Here is an 18,714-nt window from a genome sequence, read left to right on the forward strand (position 1 = left end):
TAAGAGGAAGCCTTGCGAAAAAAGCCAGCTTGGTGGCTGGCTTTGTTGATATATTGAAAACTAAGTTTACAAGAATGCTGTCTCTATAGAGGCTTTCTCCACTCGTGTTCTTGTCTGTTATTCACACGGTGGTGCCATGTGGATCACGGCTAGGCCGCCTAGAGAAGTTTCACGGTACTTCTTGTTCATGTCTTTACCTGTTTGATACATGGTCTCGATAACCTTGTCTAACGAGATAAGACACTTGCTGGTACGCTTCAACGCCATGCGCGATGCATTGATCGCTTTCATTGCGCCCATAGCATTACGTTCAATACATGGTACTTGTACAAGGCCACCGATAGGGTCACATGTCATGCCCAGTGAGTGTTCCATCGCGATCTCAGCCGCAATACAGATTTGCTCGTTGCTACCACCACGTAGGGCAGTTAGGCCAGCAGCAGCCATTGATGAAGATACGCCAACTTCGCCCTGACAACCTACCTCTGCGCCAGAAATCGAAGCGTTGGTTTTGTATAAGATGCCGATTGCACCAGAGACTGCCAAGAAGTCTTTAAGTTGCTTAGTGTCTAGCTCTTTGATGAAACGATGGTAGTACATCAAAACCGCAGGAATAACGCCAGCCGCACCATTAGTAGGTGATGTGACAACCTGGCCACCTGCTGCATTCTCTTCACTCACAGCAAAGGCAAATAGGTTAATCCAATCCATGATCTCCATTGGATCGTTTTCAATTGAGGCATTCGCTTCAAGCTTTTTAAGCAAAGCAGGTGCTCGGCGTGTTACTTCTAGGCCGCCATCAAGAATGCCTTCAGTATCAAAGCCACGCTGCATACACAGAGACATCACCTTCCAAATTTGGTCGGCTTTCTGGTCAATTACATCCATACCTTGGAAAGACACTTCGTTACGCAGAATTAAGCCACCAAGGCTAAGTCCTTGTTGTTCTGATAGTTCAAGTAACTGGTCGGCAGAAGAGAAGGGGAACTCAACTGGTGTTTCTGCTTCCTGTTTGCCGTTTTGTAGCTCATCAGCGGTTGCGATAAAGCCACCACCAATCGAGTAGTAGGTTTCCATATCCAGAAGATTACCGCTTGCGTCAAAGGCAGAGATAGTCATGCCATTTTCATGCAAAGGAAGGTTGGTTTTGTGGAAGAGAAGGTCACTTTCTACATCGAAATAAATTTCATGGTTACCGCTAACCAATAGAGATTTATCTTCAATCGCCTTACGCATTGCTTGGTTAGCACTGGTAATTTTGATCGTGTCGGGGCGGTTACCTAGCAAACCTAACAAGGTCGCTCTGTCTGTGTGGTGTCCAATACCCGTCAATGATAACGAGCCGTATAAGTCGATTTGAATACGCTTCACTTGCTTAAGCTGAGCATCAATTTTTTGGGTAAAGCTAAACCCAGCGATCATTGGTCCATTTGTGTGGGAGCTGGACGGCCCAACCCCAATTTTGTAGATATCAAAAATAGACAGCATAGTAACTTCCTGTGAAGACGGTTCGATTGACGAACTCTGTGTAAAATTTGTATTTAGTTAGTTTCACTTCTTTGAGTGAACCTGTTCTTTGGGTGAAACAGTTATTCGATTGAGCGTATTCATTGATTGAAAGGGCTCTTTTATCGACCAGTGCTAACAAGCATAGAGCGATGAAATACAAGAGCTTGCTATGTTTGCTGTAAAGCGACACGTCTATTCTTGTATTACCTAAGATGTGGCTATCAATAGTGAGCATTATTGCGAGCAACATATAAGAATTTCAAAATACTTTTGTTAACAAGTATTGTATACATAATTCACTCCATCTAATCCCCAAAACGAGACTTGAACATAAAATGAGCATTAATCACCTCCTTATTGTGCTGGGTAAGCGACTGAATGAGAATAAATTGACTGATGAAGGAATCAGTCGAGTTGATGCTTTGGTTGAGTATCTGGCGGAGCCTTTGGTAGAAGAGTCGAATCAGCAAACCGCGGTAGCATTTTGTGGAGGGGTAACAAAAGGGCAAACACTGTCTGAAGCCGATGCGATGCACCAATATTTTAGGAAGCTTGAAAATAAGCGTGAACATCCGCTTTCCTTAGGGGCTATTTTACTCGAGCAGCACTCGACCAATACTGTCGAGAACATACAGAACTTGGCCTCAGAGATGATCAAAAGCGGGCTGTTTACTCGCGGGCAGAGTGTGCAGGTAACATTCGTTTCTAATGACTACCACTTACAACGTATATTCGAGATCCAATCGCTCATGGACGAGCAAGGTTTGCTTAAAGTTCTCATCGAGAAGTGTTCCGCACTTGGGGTAGAGCTGCAAATAGATCGCAGGTTGGATGCTCATGTTGCGGTGCCATACCCACATCAAAGTGCTCAAGGGCAATTGTTTCTGTTGATGGACGTACTGACGACCTACCGAGTTTATCTTGAAGGTGTTTGTGCGGGCGCATTTAAGCGAGATTTGGCGTTGGTTAGACAAGAGCCAGAAAGACTGTCTTTGGAAGCACTGATGGCCGCAAAGGATCTCGTCGGGCGTTCATTTCACTTTGACATTGTGGAAAGTTTGCTCCCAGTATTGAAGCGCTGTATCCAGCAGACTTCAGTGGGTTCCAACATAAAAAAAGTCAGGGAGTACCTAGCATTACTTGATACTAACCTGACTTTATTGAATCGTTATTTAGACCCGGAATCGGATCACGCACACCGCTGGTGGCGATAGATGTTTATTTCTTTCTCGTGATGCCATGAACCGTTTTTAAACTAGCAAAAGCGATTAAACAATAGGCCAGAAGCTCGGTACCTTCTTCGGCGATGGTCTTTACATTGCTAATGTAATGCTCACCCATTACACCTTGCCAAAAGCTACCCATGCCAAACAAGCGTGAGAAAACAAGTAGAAGCATAACCCCTGTCACTAACAAATTCATATGGGGAGAAGCTAGAATAAAAGCGAGTTGGTCAATACTGCGTTTACCATTTTTAGCGGCGTAGAAAATAGCACTTGCAGCAATGATGATAGCTGGGTAAGCCCAAGCTCCGTGAAAGATCATGTCAAACCAATAGTCCAATTCTCGGATGAACATCACAGCAAAGAAAGCACTAATCAGCATAGCTGCGTGTTTTACCTCAGGACGTTTTTTTGCTAGATAAACAAATGTACCTGAGGAGAGAAGTAGTAGAAATTGCTGCAACATTTCAGTGACTGAATTTTCACCGATTCTTCCACTTAAATAAACGAAATCAATACGTATTGATAAATTGACTATTACCCCAATTGCTAACACAACAAGAGCGGTTTGGCAGCGCTTGTAGATTATTTGAGATGTCGATTGTGTTAAGTTGAATTCTGGCAATTCAAAGGACATTTGACGTTGCTCTTCTGCTTCTGTGTTGGCTTTCATATTAATATAGCATGTAAAAATTGTAACAGAATTACATTCTATTGATCATGAGTACTTCAATGTCATGGAAATGTCAGCAATAAAACACCGTTCAATTGGTGTGTGTGTACGGTAAACCGCTGCCTTATGGCAGGCAGTTTACGTAACATTATTGGATTTTTAGGGGGAGGGTTTTACAGCTTTGAGGTTGGAAACTTGTAATAGAAGTGATTACTTTTCAGTTTCTTGCTCATGGTTATTGCGGTAGTACTCCCACTGTTCAATGCGCTCGCCATCATCAAATACACAGTAAGTTGTACGTTGATTGTTTTCAGTAACCGTGTCTAATTCACCGTCCTGTTGAACACAATAAACCGCTGCTGGGTTAGCGACTGAAACACGTTGGCCTTCGCTATATTCTGCATAGTCGTTTGCACAACCGCCTAATACAACGGCACATACAGCCATCAAACCAATTTTCTTCATGTCTATCTCCTACGTGATAACTCTATAATCGAATGCGTTAAGTTCTACAGAACCAAATGAGAAGCTCTATGAAATTAGTATATTTTAGATTTCAGAAAAGGTTGTCCTAATTTGGTCAAGATATTGAAATAGGTTGATATTTCTTCATGTTTAACGACTTTTTGAGTGTTAGATCAAGCTAAGTGGATTCAAGTTACCGTAGGAATATCCCCGTCCGATCCGTTCTGGTTAGCGGTTGTGAACCTCGAATCTATTGATGATTATGATATGATGCCGCCAAATTCAGTAGAGCAGTCAGAATCATGAGACACCTAAAAACAACCATCCATCCTGATATCGACCATCTAGACAATAAAACGGTCTATAAGCGCAACGCTGCCCGTGCCATTGTGTTAGATGGTGAAGACATTCTGATGCTGTATACAGAGCGTTATCACGACTACACCATTCCTGGTGGTGGTTTGGATGAAGGGGAAGATGTGATCGCAGGTATGGTTCGTGAACTCGAAGAAGAGACTGGCGCGAAGAATATCCATAGCATCAAGCCGTTCGGCATTTTTGAAGAGTTTCGTCCTTGGTACAAAGACGATGCAGATATGATGCACATGATTTCTTACTGCTACTCATGCAAGATTGATCGTGAGCTTGGTGAAACGGCTTACGAAGATTATGAAGTGAAAAACGGGATGAAACCGGTGTGGATGAATATCCATGAAGCGATCGCTCATAACGAAAAGACCATGGCAGAGAGCCCTAAGAAGGGGATGAGTATTGAACGTGAAACCTTTTTGCTGCATTTGATTGCCAAAGAGATGCTTTAGCCGTTATCAATACTTGGGGCTGTTGACCTTTCGAGCTGCCCGAAGGGCTCGAGCTAGGCGCCCCCACAAAAATCGTTTTATGCTTTGTTGAAGAATATTTGTTTAGAATGACTAGGCTACATACTCTTCGCCGCGCCTAAAACGATTTTATATCGAACAAAACTTAACCACGAAAGGTCAACAGCCCCAGGCCTGCTAAGCTATTTATTTGCCGCCACTTTTGGCGGCAAAGTTGTTTCTAGCAATGCTAAAATTTAATACCCGAAACTAATTATTGAATGTGGTTGATATTGTCAACTAAGTGTTTTTGATGTATCTTTACCTCAGCGATGAACCTATCTAGCTTAACTGCCCGGTTATATCGTTAAATCTCGCTGTGAGCCTGCCCTAAACAAAGAATACTATGAATAAAAGACAGTTTATTGCCCATTATCTGCGCATGAATCGCACCTCGTACTTATTGGCGATTGTGTTCATCTTTCTCGTCAACTGGTTACAAGTAGAGATCCCTCGTTATATCCAATTGGCGATAGATTTGATTGATGATGCCTCTTCAACTGGCCATCAACAGCTTCAAACCTATGTTTGGATTGTGGTCGGTATGTCAGTTGCCATGGTGGTGGTGAGAATTTTGTCTCGTATTTATGCGCTTAACCCGGGGCGAATTACAGAGGCTGCACTCAAAAGTACCCTTTTACAAAAGCTGAATCGTTTACCAAGCAGCTTTCACGAGCGTTTTGCTTCGGGTCGACTGATCTCGATTATCAACAATGACCTTAGTGGTATTCGATTGCTGTTTGGTGTCGGCTTCTTGCAGTTCTTTAATGCGTTGCTTGCGTTGTCGTTGACGCCTCTTTACATGTGGCGCATATCGCCAGAACTCACACTGTATTCGATTATCCCTATCTCAATCGCTTTTGTGATTTTCCGTGTGGGCTTCAAGCGTATGAAAACGCTGCATTTAGAGCACATGAAGCGCCTGCAAAACCTGTCTGCTCAACTAATGAGTTACCTGTCTGGGATTGATTTGATTAAGAGCCAACAGATGTCACCTTGGGTGAAAGCCGAAACTGAAAAGCTGAACCAGTTATTGCTTGAATGCCGCCTTAAAATTACACGCATTCAAGTCTTCTTTATGCCGGTACTCGACTACGCCAATGACCTGATGAAAATCATCATTCTTGGGCTTGGTGGCTACATGTTAATGAGACAGGAACTCACACTTGGTGAGATTACCGCCTTTCTGACTTACTCAGTTTTGCTCGCTATGCCATTGATGCAACTTGGCAGAATTGCGACCATTTATCAGCGTGGCATGGTGGGCATTCAAAGTGCACAAACCATTCTTAATGCCAAAGTCCCAGAGCTTGATGAAGATAAGCTGACTGAGTTAGATGTTGAATCGCTGAAGGGAAAAACGTTTTCTGTTCGCAACCTCAGCTTCAGCTATTCAGGTGAAGAACGCGTGATTCTCGATGACATCAGCTTTGATATTCCAGCAGGTAAGAAAGTGGGTGTGCTAGGTGGAATCGGAGCGGGTAAAACAACGTTAGTGAACTGCTTAAATCATCACTTGGATGTACCACAAGGTTCTGTTTTCCTTGGTGAAAGAGATGTCACTAGCTTCTCACGCGGTGACTTGCGCCGTTACGTGAAAACTGTGACTCAGGACCCTTACCTGTTTTCAGCAACCGTCGAAGACAATATCCGCTTTGGTAGCCTAGATACCGATTTGGCAAAGAGTCAGGTTGATGAAGTGTTAGAGCTCAGCCAGTTGGCCAGTGATGTGACGCGTTTTGAACACGGCGATCAAACCTTGGTCGGTGAGAAAGGTATCATGCTGTCAGGTGGTCAGAAGCAGCGCTTAAGTATTGCGCGTGCTTTATTACAACCCACCGATCTGATCATCATGGATAACGTTCTATCGGCTGTCGACTATGAAACAGAACGTAAGATCTTGGAAGGCCTGTTTAAGCGTTTAGAAAATCAATCGGTTCTTGTGGTTTCACACCGCGTTAATGCCCTTGAATATATGGATGAAGTCATCGTGTTGAATGAAGGGAAAGTGATCGCGAAGGGCGACCACGCCACGTTATTGAAAACCTGTGATTACTATTACGATACATGGCAGCTACAGCAGAATGAAACGGAGGCAGCAGCATGTTAAAAGGTGTTGATCTCAAGTACCTCAAGCACTTTTTTAAGTTTGCTAAGAAATACAAAGGCTCTGCGATTCTGGGCATCGCTATGCTTCCTCTTTCTGTCATCACGAGCTTGTTGTTCCCTTGGCTGATCATTCAAGTGATCGATGTTCACCTGAGTCACGGGGATATGGATGGTCTACTCGAGTACGTCTTCTATCTCGTTGCCGTGCTGGTGGCGAGTTATGTGGTGGATACCACCTATTCGTACAATCTGCGTAAAACTGGTCAATACACGATAACTGACATGCGCTCAGTATTGTTTGCTCGCGTGCTCAAACTACCGCGCAGCTATTTTGATAACACACCGATTGGCGTAACGCTTTCACGATTAACCAGTGACTTGGAAACCATCGGCGAGACGTTTGTTCAGTCGGTTGTAGGGCTAGTTAAAGACAGCATCAATACCATTGCTCTGTTGGTGATGATGTTCTTCATTGATTGGCAGTTAACGATGATTGTATTGATCATTATGCCGCCAGTGATGTATTTGACGGTGTATGTGAGAAACCGACTTCGTGCTTTGTACAAGGTGACTCGTTCTTCTTTGGCTCGCGGTATTGGCTTTTTACAAGAAGTCTTATTTGGCATGAAAACCGTTCAGATGTACCGAGCAGAAGAGCAAGTCGAGCAACGCTACCAAGGCTATACCGATGAGTTTTTAAGAGCGCAGAAGAAGATCAATAAATACGATGCGATTTTGTTCTCGTTTATCTCTGGCATCACCTCTATCACCATCGCGATTATGATCTGGTATGGCTCTGAGCAAGTGATAGAAGGGGCTCTCACCTTGGGTGTGCTGATTGCGTTCATCAACACCTTAGAGAAAGTGTTTGTTCCGATCCGTGACTTTACTTCGCAGATCGCTTCGATTCAGAGTTCATTTGCAGCGTTTGATCATATTGAAGAGCTGTTTGTTGAGCCGACTGAAGAGGAAGGGCGTAACCTGCTGCCATCTAACAAGGTTGAGAAACAGCTCGAACAGTTTGTGAGCCTAGAGTTTAAGAACGTGAGCTTCCGTTACAAAGATGACTCTCCCTACGTTCTAAAGAATGTCTCGTTTGTATTGGAGAAAGGGCATCAAATCGCCCTTGTGGGTTCGACGGGTTCGGGCAAGTCGACGATTCTGCGTCTGATCTCTAAAACCTACCAAGACTATGAAGGCAGCATTTTGTTGAATGGAATAGAGCTGTCGCAGATCTCAAGCGAAGACTCGGCTCATTTGTTCTCAATGATGATGCAAGATGTGCACTTGTTTGAAGAGACCATCCAATTCAATATCGCGCTGGGTAAAACGCATCTATCTAGAACTAAGGTTGAACAGGCTGCGCGCTATGTTTATGCCGATAAGTTTATTGAACAATTGCCACAAGGTTATGACTTCCACTTGGAAAAGAACGGATCCAACTTGTCTGTAGGGCAAACGCAGCTTATCTCGTTCGCTAGAGCGGTTGCACAGGGTGGTCAATTGATGATGCTTGATGAGGCGACCAGTTCGGTAGATTCAATCACCGAAGACCTGATTCAAAAAGCAATGCAGCGCCTTTTCAAAGAAAAAACCGTGATTGCGATTGCACACCGTTTGAGTACCGTTCGTCACTCAGATACGATTTTGGTGTTGGAAAAGGGTGAAATTGTTGAGCAAGGTAATCATCAACAGCTGGTGGCGCACAATGGTATTTATGCTGGCTTGTTACAAGAATCGATTGTAGAAACGGGCGATTCTCAAGCTACGGTAGCCTGATTACCTCAAATCAGGCTGTTGCTTTCGATAAGATGAATGGGTCTGGTCTATGCTTCATCAGTTTCTATTGTTTTCCAATATTCCCAATAGGTTAGGGAAATTAAACATATTTTTCGATTATTAATATGTTATGATCTCGCTACTACTAAAGGGGTGTCTTCGGGCATCGGGATGTATGCGAGCAAAACGTAAGGGCTTGTGTCAGTCACTTTCTGGCGAATATGGAATCGAAAATGTTGTTGGAAGAAGTTGTAGAAATTATCGAATTAACCGACTCAGACCATTTATCTCAAGCAATGGAACTGTTTAACGAGCATGGTTTTGTTGATGCTGAGTCTTTACCTTTTATGAATGTTGTTTTTGAAACAGCACCAGATCAACTTGCGAAGAAGCTGTCGAAGATTGGTTTTAAAGGTTTAGTGCAAGTCGAAAAGAATGAAGATGCATCAGGCTTCACCATTATTGATGCTGACCGTGTTCTGCTAAAAGATTCTGCTTAACTGTAAGACTTTGCTTAGCTACAAGACTCAGCTTAACTGTAAGATTTTTCTTAATGACAAGAATAAGATTCAGCTTAGTGAAAAGACTCTATCCAGTTCAGTAACACCCGTTATGATTATTTGAGGTTAACACAGTGACAACAGCAACCGTTTCACCAACAGAACAACACATTTCCAACGAACATGCGCTATTAGGTGCATCGTTATTAGCGTCTCAAAAAGTTGAGTTGGCTCTGTTCAGTGTGATCTCTAAATTAGCTAAAGCCCTATCAAAAGAGCAGCAACAGTCATTAGGTTTGGATTTGGATACCTTTTTAAGGGAGAAGCCAAGTGAACAAGCCTCGACTCTGAGCCGCTACGAAAATACGTTTGGTGAGAAACTTCCTTTGAAGGCCAATGAACTCAATGATTTTATTTATCATCGAAACTTGGTCACTCGTGGTTTTTGGCGTGTGACTGGCGCTGATGTTAAAGGCGGTGAGAAGCTTGCTAACCCAGAGCTTTATTTAAAAGAATTCTTGGCCAAGTGTGAATACTGGCAAGTGATGCTTGATACTCAAACCAAGTAATCAAATTGAAATAAGAAAGCCATAGCGAACATGCTATGGCTTTTTTGTTTGTGTAAACCGTCTTGAATTCTTTGAATCTAGAGCATCATCTTCAATACATAGTTCCTAGAGACAAAGTGATGTTTAAGTGCGGCACTGATATGTAGCACAATTAAACAGGCTAGGGCAATACAACTGGCACGATGTAAATAGAAAAAGAAGCCGTTGATTGCAGAGTCGGTAATTAGATTATTTACGCTTACTAACCAAAATAATGAGTACGGTTCTTTTAGCATTAAGTAGCCGGTGCTGAAAACCATAAACATCACAAGGTACATCAAAGAGTGTGCAAGCTTGGCTACGCATTTTTGCCCTTCAGGTACAGAGGTTGGCATGCTTGGCGATGAGCGAAAGTGGCTCCAGATATAACGAACCACAAGCAATGGTGTCGCAACGGTCGCCAATGACATGTTGAGCACTGATAGAAAAGAAAACAGTTCTGGATGACTGGTGACATAGTGCATCACATACCCTGCGATTGTTGCATAGATGATTACAGAAGCCATTACCCAGTGCAGTACACGGCTTACTAAATCGTATCGTGGATTATTCAAATTAACCTCGTTCTGATCGTTATTAATATAAGATTCATCTCGATGCAATAAATCAATTCTCAGTATATTCGCATCGCGAATTAATTATATAGAACAGTATTACGCGGTATTTTTATAATTTAGAAATTAATGATGTTGCTTCAGGTGTTTTATAATTATCAATGATGTTTTAGAGTGTTAATTCCAATATGGACATAGCAAACTTGTCGACTTCCTAGCTTGTATGCCTATTACGAGATACAGTTAGTCTAAAGATAAATATATAAGGAATGTATAATGCTTCGAATCTTATTGATTGCAGTTATCTCGGTGTTCAGCACGATGAGTTTTGCAAGCGAAGAGGTTAAGTACTCGGAACAAGAGTATTTGGACAGACCGCTGATGGAACGCTATATCTTGGATGAGTTGAAGCAGCTTCGAATGGAACAGCAGGATCTTGAAAGACGCTTGACCATTCAGATGACTGACCGGGAACTGACTGTGGCAGACAAGTCTCTGAATTACGCCAATGTAACCGTAACCTACTTCTTCTACATTATTGCCGGTGTTGCCTCCCTAATTGCACTGGTGGGTTGGCAATCGCTCAAAGAGTTGAAACACACCACCAAAGAGATGGCAGATCGACGACTCAACGATATTGCCCAAGACTATGAGAAGAAGTTTAACCTTCTTGAAAGGGATCTTAAGCGCAAGACTCGAATCATCTCAGAGAACAACCGAGAAATCGAAATCATCAATGAGATTCACAACTTGTGGTTGAGGGCTCAGAATGTTCAAACTGCCGAGCAAAAAATTGAAATCTACGATGAGATCTTAAAAGTCCGCCCGGGTGATTTGGAAGCACTAACTTACAAAGCTGATGCCGCGATGGACATGCAAGAATACCACTGGGCGATGAGCTTATGTAATCGCGTGTTGGAAGTGGACGATCAAAACGCTCACGCCTTGTACCAACGTGCTTGTGCTTACGCAAGGTTAGGTGCTGAAGGCCAAGCGATCGATGACTTAGAGCGCTCTATCGAAGCCAGTGGTTCAATGCGAGAGCTATTGGCTGATGAACCTGACTTTGAGATGCTGCGCGGCTTAGAACGCTTCGAAGCACTTCGTGAAGAGTAATGTGAGGTAAAGCTCCGTGCTAACTAAGGTGGTGAGCTTCGCACGCTCACCATACTTTCACACCTATAGCGCTACGGTTTCTTACATTTCATTTATTTTTTTGATTGAATTGTTATGTTATAACACTTTCTAAGTTCCTCGTTATAACCGCTAAGTATTTTATGAAGTTCCTCCGTATTGGTCTGATCGTTACTGCGATCAGCGCGTTTTCCCTTGCTGCTTTGCTCTCTTTCCACTCCGAACCAGCACCAGAAATCTCTATCAAAATAACACCTTATCAGGGCCCTCAAACGAATGATGAGGGAGCCATCGACTCGCAAGCGACTCCCAACTCTTTGGTTAAGGTCCATTATTTTGTGAAAGTTGGCGATACGCTAAGCAACATCTTTTCGTCATGGCAACTGCCTTATGGAACCGTTCAAAAGGTGATGGAAGCGGATCTGGAGTCTTTGAAACTCGACACAATAAAGCCTGGTGACCATCTAGAGTTACTTTTGGATAGTGACTCAAAACAGCTTGTGGAGCTGATTTATCACGAGAGTCTGGTTGAGCAAGCAGCCTTTACTCGAAACGATGATGGTAGCTTCACCTATAAATTCCACGAGATCCCAGGCGAATGGAAAGAAAAACTCTATGCGGGTAGTGTCCACGGTAGCTTTTCAACGTCAGCCTACAAAGCGGGGTTAACTACTAACCAGATAGCCAATATCACCCGCACAGTAAAAGAAAAAGTCAACTTCGCTCGTGAGCTGAGAGCAGGTGACAGCTTTAATGTATTGGTCAAAGAGCAGTACACGGATGATCATTTAACGGGCAAAACAGAAATTCAAGGTATCTCAATTCAATTAAGAAACCGAGAAGTCGCAGCTTTTCTAGCACCAGATGGTCTTTTTTATGACAGAGAGGGAAATAGTCTAGAGCAAGCCTTTGATAGATACCCAGTCGACAGAAAATTCCGAAGAATCACTTCTTCGTTCAATCCGACACGAAGACACCCAGTAACTGGTCGAATCTCACCGCACAATGGTACCGACTTTGCGACACCTGTTGGTTCACCTATCTACTCAACAGGTGATGGTCGTGTGGTGGCACTTCGTGACCACCCGTATGCTGGTAAATATTTGGTGATTGAACACAACAGCGTATATACGACGCGTTATCTTCACTTGAGCCGCTTCTTAGTTAAGAAAGGTCAGCAAATTAAGCGAGGTCAGAAAATTGCGCTATCGGGTGCTACTGGCCGTATTACTGGCCCGCACTTGCACTTTGAGGTATTGGTTCGTGGTCGCGCCGTCGACGCAATGAAGGCGAATTTACCAATGGCAAGCTCAATTATGCCTAAAGATAGAAAAGAGTTTTTGGCTCGAATTGCCTCTTTTGATGCCATGATTTCTGAGCCAGAAGATCGTGCGAGTTAGAGATATTCAAGCCTAAGTTGGCAACGAATACAATAACGCCCCTTAGCTAGCGATTTAGCTAAGGGGCGTTTTTCTAGGTAATCGCACGATTTAGCGAGTGATTCAGTTAAGCAACCACCACCGCTGTGCCGCTTGCTGAAACCATCAGCATACCATTGCCTGTGCCAAGTACTTCGTAATCAATATCTACGCCTACCACTGCGTTGGCACCTGCTTCAATTGCTTTCTGTTCTAACTCTTTGAACGCGTAGTTACGTGCTTTTTCCAGTTCTTTCTCGTAGGTACCAGAACGTCCACCCACAAAGTCACGAATTCCTGAAAACATATCTTTGAAAACGTTCACCCCTAGAATGGCTTCTCCGGCAATAACTCCTTTGTAATCGACAATGCGCTTGCCTTCGACTGATTGTGTGGTGGTAATAATCATAATGGCCTCTTGTAAGCTTGCTGAGCTGTCACTCGCTTATTGATTGATAGTTTGGTCTTGTTCCTGAATGTCATCGTTCAGTGCTGTCTCTGAGCGTGTGAATTCATGTCTTAACCATGTTCTCAGTTTTAGCACACTTTCTTGTTTTAATTTGTTTTTCGGGCAAACAAAGTAAAAATCTTGGTGCGGGTTAGCAACCGGTTTACCCAATTCGACAAGCATCCCATGGCTGATATCATCTTTCACAAACAAGCGATGCGTTACTAGTACGCCTAACGAACGAATTGCAGCTTGTACTGCTTGAATGGAGACATCGAACGTCAGATTGCTATGGAATGTGGGCATTGGGATTTGGTAATTGTCGCACCACACTTGCCAGTCGTGTTGTCGCCTGGGGTTAAAAGCGCCAATGGTCGGGTTTTGTTTGACGAGTTGCTCGACGCTCAATCCGGCCTGGTTTTTTAATAGAGTAGGGCTGCACACCAAGACCAGATCATCGTCGCCCAGTTTCTCGCTGTAATATTGCTCCCACTCGTTGGGTTTGCCATGTACAAGCGCAACATCGACCCCTTCTTGTTCAATATCGAAAGGGCCTGTTAGCGTCGAAATACGAATATCAAGGGAGGGAGCGAACGCTTGGAAGTCGGGAACTCGTGGGATCCACCAGTGCATCGCGAGCGAATTGACCATGTTGAGGGTAATGCGGTGGTCGTTAGGCGTTCTGGCAAGCTCTTCGGTCGCCTCTATCACTTGCTCAAGCGCGGGCGCGACTTTGCGGTAATATCGCTTACCTGCGGCATTAAGAACAACACGACGACCGACTCGTTGAAACAAAGGCTTGTTGACCAGTTGTTCTAACGACTTTATCGCTTGGCTTACCGCAGAGTGACTGACGTACAACACCCGAGCGGCGTCAGTCATGCTGCCAGTCTCAGCGACAGCAATGAAAGCGTAAACGGATTTAAGCGGAACGAGCTTTTTCATTGGTAAGTTTTCCTTACAGTTATGGTTAATATTACTCGCTATTTTTCATTACGTCACGCCTCTAAAATAGATGTCATAGGAGGTGATAATTATGTCTGATATTACCAAGGCGACGACTTTCATGTTGTTGTCGACGTTCAGTTTGTCTTTAAGCGGCTTGATGGCCAAGTATCTATCCGAAGTGATGCCCACTTCGTTGCTCAGTTTTGTGCGTTTTTTGTTACCCAGTCTGTTCTTATTTCTTTTTTTGACCTTTTACAAAATCAGCAAGCCGACACGAGAGATGTGGAAACCTTTGGTGATGCGGGCGATCTTTATGGTGGCGTGTCAGTGGTGTTTCCTTACTTCACTGCAAACCTTAACGCTTGTTGAAGGGGTCGTGTTGTTCAGTACGGGTCCTCTGTTTATTCCATTGTTAGAAAAGTTAATATTTAGAACCAAGATTCATACAACGACGATAGTGTGTTTAGCTGTCACCTTTGTTGGCGTAGTGATGATGGCGGGGGATTGGTCGCAGTTTGAGTTGGGTTCGGAGTTCTTTAGACCTGCGCTTCTGCTTGGACTTCTCGCGGGGGTATTTAATTCAGGCTCGCAAGTGAGTTTGTACCGAGCGTCTAAAACCAGCCTGACTCCGGCAGAGCTTAACGCGTGGACCTTTTTAGTTGCGGCAATTATTGTGATACCTATGGTGGTGTTTACTTCAGTTTCTGCGGCTCCTGATGTTCTTGAAAGTGCTGAAAAAGGCTTCGTGTCGGTGTTGTTGTCTTTTGATGATTTACGCTGGATTGTTCTCGGAGCACTTGGTCTTGCGTTGTTTACTATCAATACCCAAATCTTCCGTTCTAAGGCGTATAAGCTGGCAGACAGCGGTTCCCAGTTGGCACCACTGATTTTTACTAACATGCTGTTTAGCGCCTTATGGCAGGGCTTGTTCTTTGATGATGTGTTTTCTACTCACCAGATGATTGGCATTAACTTAATTGTCGTGGCGAGCATCACTAACACGCTATTAGCGAAGAGACATAGCAAGGCGAAAGCCAAACAAAAACCGCACACCACAGTGGCTGTAGCGACTGTAGTGGACGTTGCGGTATTGGACTCGGCAGCTAAAAGCTAACCATTGAGTTATGGCTTATCCTCTGAATGGTTAGCTTAAAACTTAGAACAATGAGCGTATGTACTCCTTTACTCGGTCGATGTGTTCGTGCGGGTCAATCTCGCAGCGTTGGTTCATTTCTAGGAATCGCTCAGCGTATTTGTCGTAGATTTTGTTTTCTAAAAACAGCAGATACAACTTGGGATCGATATGACCGCTGGTCGCCATGTTGGTCATGATGTTGAGTGATTCACTGAGGAGTTTGCCTTTCTTATACGGGCGATCACTTGAGGTGAGCGCTTCAAAGACATCAGCAATTGCCATCGCTCTGGACGGCAGTGGCAACTGGTCTTCGTTTAAGCCTCTTGGGTAGCCCTTACCGTCGATACGCTCGTGGTGTCCGCTAGCTATATCCGGAATGTTTTGAAGGTAAGGCGGGTAAGGCAGCTTGTTGAGCATGGTGAAGGTTTGGATAATATGATCGTTGATCATGAAACGTTCTTCATCGTTTAGCGTACCACGGCGTACTTTCAGATTGTGCAGTTCACCTTGGTTGTATTTAACTTCTCCGGGCTTAAGTACAAACGCTTCTTGCCATACATCAGCAGGGTTAAATCCATTGTCCCAAGGTATTTTATGTTCCGGTTTGTCTGCGAGCAGAGGCTCCATGACTGGCAACCCCTCTTCCTGATTTTTTTGTTCAATTCTCTCTTTCTCAACCGACTCTTTTTGGGTGTTGAACCTCTCTTTTTCAGACCAAGACAAACCCAATTGATCGTCCAGTGTGCGTTTCCATTGGCGTTTGGCTATTTGATCTAAGCGTTCTAGCTGCTCTTCCGTCATAGATTCGCCGCCAAGGTTACACTCAGCAACAAAGGCAAACTCCTCATCCAGTTCAGACAGGCTTTGTTCGAGTATTTTGAGTTGTTCTTCTTGTAGCGCACCGTTCGCCATGGCTTTCCAGTAATCGGTTTCCGCTTGCTGTTTCAACAACTCAAAACGCATTCGCACTTCGTGGATTCGGTCGTAAATGGTTTCCAGTTTTGTTGCCTTGTCTACCACATATTCAGGCGTGGTCACCTTGCCGCAGTCATGAAGCCAAGCGGCGAGCATCAACTCTTCCCACTGTTTGCTATCCAATGAGAATTGCGGGTAATAGCGGTCATCATCTATGGTTGCTTGAGTTAGCCATTTGGTGAGCTCAGGCACTCGTTGGCAATGCCCGCCCGTGTACGGTGACTTGGTATCAATCGCCGATGCAATCAGCTCAATAAAGGCATTAAGCATGTCTTTTTGTTGCTGCATTTGGTCGATGTTGTCTTTCGCTATTTCCGCAAAGCTGAGCAGCTCTCGTAAAAAGGCGTGCTTATCGGCCTGCATCTTGGTAATTGGTCTTTCATAGCCAATTGCCACAATCCCTACTAACAGCTTCTCTCGGTTTAATAATGGGAATAGGTACAGGTCTGAATTGAAGATTGAATCTTGGTAATAGTTGAGAACATTGTCTTCTCTATTTAAATGGATCGTCTCTCCAGACTTAAGCTGACACAGCAACCAAGGCGTGTGTTTGATGAAGTCATTGATGTCGGCTTTAAAAGGGAGAATGGCAAGGTTAGCTGCCGTATCAAACACGTCTTTCTCTTTGGACTGAGTGAAAAGGACAATGGTTTCTGCTTTGGTGATTAAATAGCTTTGATGAGCAATGTTCTTGGCTAAGATCGAAAACTCCTGATTCCCGGCCGTGTCTCGAAGTAGGGTAATCAGATCATGAAGCGTGTGTTCCATGAGCTCAATCGAGTGGGCGAGGTTAGCCACTTCTTGAATCATGCTTTTGGGATAATGAGTACGCCTGAAGTCGAACCGAGCGATGTTGTCGGTGAGTTGCATCAGCGTATTGAGTGGCTGAGACAAGCGATTAGCAACAAACCATACGATAGCGAAACAGATGAACAGCATCCCAATCGCGACCGCAACTTGTTTATCTCGCATCGAGATAAGATCAGCGAGCAGCTCATTGTGTGGCGTCGCTTCTGCCAAGTATAAGGTGACATTTTGAGTCAGTTGAACTGGCGTTAGCGTTAATGCCCAAGTGTTTAAGTTGTACTCAACGTTTTTTAGATTGAGGTTAAACTTCTCTTCATCAGAGATAAGCGGCGCGATGACGGACGCTTTCAATGCTTCCATCTGTTCACGTTTGGGCACATTAAAGAAGCTTTGATCTTGCTCACTGCCAGAGAGTTTTCCCGTCGTTTGGTTATTCGTTTGCTCAGTTTTACTTGTGTCATCAGACTTGGGTATTGATAGCTCAAGTTGATGCTGACCGAGAAGATTAAAATGTTGATCGAACAAGGCGAGTCGGGTTTGCGGAGAATAAGCTAATTCACTGATCTGAGAAGAGAGCGAACTCAACGTAAAATCGGCACCAACCACATGCTTGCCATCGGCAGAACGCCTAGAGAGTGTAATACCATTGGTTTGCAGGAAATAGAACAGATAGGGCTCAGAGAGTTGTATTGAGCCGTCAGGCTTTGCGTTACGAAACCAAGGGCGAGTGGTGGGGTTGAACTTACTCTCTGCTTGTCGAGTACTGATCACTTGATGTGCGCCATCAAGGTAGGTAATAAAGTTTTCACCGTCTAGATTGGTGCTGCTGACCATCATGGTCGCTTTAGCGGGGGCGTTGTTTTCAGCTCGCTGTTTATTGGTGCTTAATGGACGAAAGATTCTGAAGTCACCATCTTCAGAACCATAAAATAGAGCGACCAAATTGGAGTTTTGCTTGAAGATGATATCGACCGAAGCCAGCCAAGAGTCTTTTTCGACAGCGGAAGTTTGATGAGCAACAAACGGGCTCACCGCCATCACATTTAAGGTTGTGATGACCGGGGCAATGGCTTGTTTAAATACTGATTCCAGCTTGTCGCGATGCTCATTACTGATCTCGCGCACTGTGCCTAACAACAGCTCTTGAGAGTGCCGATAACTTATCGAAATCAATACCGCACCGACAAGTGTTGTCAAAATTAGGAAAAGGCTAGTGATGTGGATACTCAGCGGATATCGTCTTCTTCTCATCTAACACTCCAGTTTGTAGACTGGTTTAAGTATTGACGAACTTGGGTAGGTTGCAAAAAATTGGCGCAATTACCGAGTGTGTGCGGTTCGACTTAGATAAGACCAAGCGCTGGCTGGCTCTGGTTAGCCACGTATTCCCGTGTCGTGTAAATGAACCAGTAATAAACCTTTATGTTTGGGTGCTAATTGTCACTTTCAGCTGATAAACTGGTCGAATTGTTGCCATTAGGCACTCATTTTCTGAAGCACTTCTTTCCTGAAAGAGATTCAGAGTTACTTTCTGAAAAACGTATTTTGACC

The 18,714-nt window shown here is 44.0% G+C and carries 16 protein-coding genes; 9 read left to right on the forward strand and 7 right to left on the reverse strand.

The features are described from left to right. Nucleotides 1-117: 117 nt before the first annotated feature. Complete coding sequence (locus tag AB6E85_RS05890) at nucleotides 118-1,488, reverse strand: L-serine ammonia-lyase (RefSeq protein WP_372141833.1); 1,371 nt, start codon at nucleotides 1,486-1,488, stop codon at nucleotides 118-120. A gap of 356 nt (nucleotides 1,489-1,844) precedes the next feature. On the opposite strand from AB6E85_RS05890, the gene AB6E85_RS05895 reads away from it, so the two are divergent. Continuing rightward, a complete protein-coding gene (locus AB6E85_RS05895; RefSeq protein WP_372141834.1) occupies nucleotides 1,845-2,723 on the forward strand; it encodes a YdcF family protein in 879 nt (292 codons plus the stop codon). A gap of 4 nt (nucleotides 2,724-2,727) precedes the next feature. Here the strand turns inward: AB6E85_RS05895 and AB6E85_RS05900 are convergent, their stop codons facing one another. After that, nucleotides 2,728-3,405, reverse strand: a complete 678-nt coding sequence (locus AB6E85_RS05900; protein ID WP_333009953.1) for a hypothetical protein — start codon at nucleotides 3,403-3,405, stop codon at nucleotides 2,728-2,730. Between the two features lie 210 nt (nucleotides 3,406-3,615). Beyond that, nucleotides 3,616-3,870 carry a DUF333 domain-containing protein gene (locus tag AB6E85_RS05905; RefSeq protein WP_017079683.1) on the reverse strand — a complete coding sequence of 85 codons (255 nt, stop codon included), beginning with the start codon at nucleotides 3,868-3,870 and terminating at the stop codon, nucleotides 3,616-3,618. A 302-nt stretch (nucleotides 3,871-4,172) separates the two neighbouring features. Between AB6E85_RS05905 and AB6E85_RS05910 the strand changes: the two genes are divergently transcribed. From AB6E85_RS05910 to AB6E85_RS05930, 5 genes are all read left to right on the forward strand, one after another. Then, on the forward strand, nucleotides 4,173-4,691 hold the full coding sequence (locus AB6E85_RS05910; protein ID WP_017059522.1) for an NUDIX hydrolase: 519 nt from the start codon (nucleotides 4,173-4,175) through the stop codon (nucleotides 4,689-4,691). Nucleotides 4,692-5,094: 403 nt separating this feature from the next. Then, nucleotides 5,095-6,858 (forward strand): ABC transporter ATP-binding protein, encoded by a 1,764-nt coding sequence (locus AB6E85_RS05915; protein WP_372141836.1) that lies wholly within the window; start codon nucleotides 5,095-5,097, stop codon nucleotides 6,856-6,858. Next, a complete protein-coding gene (locus AB6E85_RS05920) occupies nucleotides 6,852-8,636 on the forward strand; it encodes an ABC transporter ATP-binding protein (protein WP_372141838.1) in 1,785 nt (594 codons plus the stop codon). The genes AB6E85_RS05915 and AB6E85_RS05920 overlap by 7 nt, the downstream gene beginning before the upstream one ends. Before the next feature lie 233 nt (nucleotides 8,637-8,869). Continuing rightward, entirely contained in the window at nucleotides 8,870-9,136 is a 267-nt protein-coding gene (locus AB6E85_RS05925; protein ID WP_102500108.1) for a hypothetical protein, read from the forward strand. 134 nt (nucleotides 9,137-9,270) lie between these two features. Next, nucleotides 9,271-9,705, forward strand: a complete 435-nt coding sequence (locus AB6E85_RS05930) for a hypothetical protein (protein WP_372141840.1) — start codon at nucleotides 9,271-9,273, stop codon at nucleotides 9,703-9,705. 77 nt (nucleotides 9,706-9,782) lie between these two features. On the opposite strand, the gene AB6E85_RS05935 is transcribed toward AB6E85_RS05930, so the two are convergent. Then, nucleotides 9,783-10,298, reverse strand: coding sequence for a cytochrome b (locus AB6E85_RS05935; RefSeq protein WP_082151303.1), 516 nt, complete (start codon nucleotides 10,296-10,298; stop codon nucleotides 9,783-9,785). A 276-nt stretch (nucleotides 10,299-10,574) separates the two neighbouring features. Here AB6E85_RS05935 and AB6E85_RS05940 point away from each other — a divergent pair, with 276 nt between their 5' ends. Next, complete coding sequence (locus AB6E85_RS05940; protein ID WP_048612948.1) at nucleotides 10,575-11,414, forward strand: tetratricopeptide repeat protein; 840 nt, start codon at nucleotides 10,575-10,577, stop codon at nucleotides 11,412-11,414. Between the two features lie 161 nt (nucleotides 11,415-11,575). Continuing rightward, on the forward strand, nucleotides 11,576-12,832 hold the full coding sequence (locus AB6E85_RS05945) for a peptidoglycan DD-metalloendopeptidase family protein (RefSeq protein WP_372141841.1): 1,257 nt from the start codon (nucleotides 11,576-11,578) through the stop codon (nucleotides 12,830-12,832). Between the two features lie 106 nt (nucleotides 12,833-12,938). Here AB6E85_RS05945 and AB6E85_RS05950 read toward each other — a convergent pair whose 3' ends face one another. Both AB6E85_RS05950 and AB6E85_RS05955 read right to left on the reverse strand, forming a co-directional pair. Continuing rightward, a complete protein-coding gene (locus AB6E85_RS05950) occupies nucleotides 12,939-13,259 on the reverse strand; it encodes a heavy metal-binding domain-containing protein (RefSeq protein WP_004730185.1) in 321 nt (106 codons plus the stop codon). Nucleotides 13,260-13,295: 36 nt separating this feature from the next. Then, nucleotides 13,296-14,243 (reverse strand): LysR substrate-binding domain-containing protein, encoded by a 948-nt coding sequence (locus tag AB6E85_RS05955; protein ID WP_372141842.1) that lies wholly within the window; start codon nucleotides 14,241-14,243, stop codon nucleotides 13,296-13,298. Nucleotides 14,244-14,334: 91 nt separating this feature from the next. On the opposite strand from AB6E85_RS05955, the gene AB6E85_RS05960 reads away from it, so the two are divergent. Next, the gene (locus AB6E85_RS05960) at nucleotides 14,335-15,360 is read left to right on the forward strand and encodes a DMT family transporter (protein ID WP_372141844.1); all 1,026 of its coding nucleotides are present in this window, start codon (nucleotides 14,335-14,337) and stop codon (nucleotides 15,358-15,360) included. A 42-nt stretch (nucleotides 15,361-15,402) separates the two neighbouring features. Here the strand turns inward: AB6E85_RS05960 and AB6E85_RS05965 are convergent, their stop codons facing one another. Further along, nucleotides 15,403-18,414: an HD domain-containing phosphohydrolase gene (locus tag AB6E85_RS05965; RefSeq protein WP_372141845.1), complete on the reverse strand. Its 3,012-nt coding sequence runs from the start codon at nucleotides 18,412-18,414 to the stop codon at nucleotides 15,403-15,405. Nucleotides 18,415-18,714 lie beyond the last annotated feature (300 nt).

It is taken from the genome of Vibrio sp. 10N.247.311.51, assembly GCF_041467855.1.
Lineage (GTDB): Bacteria > Pseudomonadota > Gammaproteobacteria > Enterobacterales > Vibrionaceae > Vibrio > Vibrio coralliirubri.

What these genes read in the sequence shown, in the direction of transcription:
- AB6E85_RS05955 (WP_372141842.1), bottom strand. Translation starts at nt 14,243, where the DNA reads ATGAAAAAGCTCGTTCCGCTTAAATCCGTTTACGCTTTCATTGCTGTC.
- AB6E85_RS05915 (WP_372141836.1), top strand. Translation starts at nt 5,095, where the DNA reads ATGAATAAAAGACAGTTTATTGCCCATTATCTGCGCATGAATCGCACC.
- AB6E85_RS05925 (WP_102500108.1), top strand. Translation starts at nt 8,870, where the DNA reads ATGTTGTTGGAAGAAGTTGTAGAAATTATCGAATTAACCGACTCAGAC.
- AB6E85_RS05950 (WP_004730185.1), bottom strand. Translation starts at nt 13,259, where the DNA reads ATGATTATTACCACCACACAATCAGTCGAAGGCAAGCGCATTGTCGAT.
- AB6E85_RS05895 (WP_372141834.1), top strand. Translation starts at nt 1,845, where the DNA reads ATGAGCATTAATCACCTCCTTATTGTGCTGGGTAAGCGACTGAATGAG.
- AB6E85_RS05920 (WP_372141838.1), top strand. Translation starts at nt 6,852, where the DNA reads ATGTTAAAAGGTGTTGATCTCAAGTACCTCAAGCACTTTTTTAAGTTT.
- AB6E85_RS05905 (WP_017079683.1), bottom strand. Translation starts at nt 3,870, where the DNA reads ATGAAGAAAATTGGTTTGATGGCTGTATGTGCCGTTGTATTAGGCGGT.
- AB6E85_RS05965 (WP_372141845.1), bottom strand. Translation starts at nt 18,414, where the DNA reads ATGAGAAGAAGACGATATCCGCTGAGTATCCACATCACTAGCCTTTTC.
- AB6E85_RS05900 (WP_333009953.1), bottom strand. Translation starts at nt 3,405, where the DNA reads ATGAAAGCCAACACAGAAGCAGAAGAGCAACGTCAAATGTCCTTTGAA.
- AB6E85_RS05910 (WP_017059522.1), top strand. Translation starts at nt 4,173, where the DNA reads ATGAGACACCTAAAAACAACCATCCATCCTGATATCGACCATCTAGAC.
- AB6E85_RS05940 (WP_048612948.1), top strand. Translation starts at nt 10,575, where the DNA reads ATGCTTCGAATCTTATTGATTGCAGTTATCTCGGTGTTCAGCACGATG.
- AB6E85_RS05890 (WP_372141833.1), bottom strand. Translation starts at nt 1,488, where the DNA reads ATGCTGTCTATTTTTGATATCTACAAAATTGGGGTTGGGCCGTCCAGC.
- AB6E85_RS05960 (WP_372141844.1), top strand. Translation starts at nt 14,335, where the DNA reads ATGTCTGATATTACCAAGGCGACGACTTTCATGTTGTTGTCGACGTTC.
- AB6E85_RS05945 (WP_372141841.1), top strand. Translation starts at nt 11,576, where the DNA reads ATGAAGTTCCTCCGTATTGGTCTGATCGTTACTGCGATCAGCGCGTTT.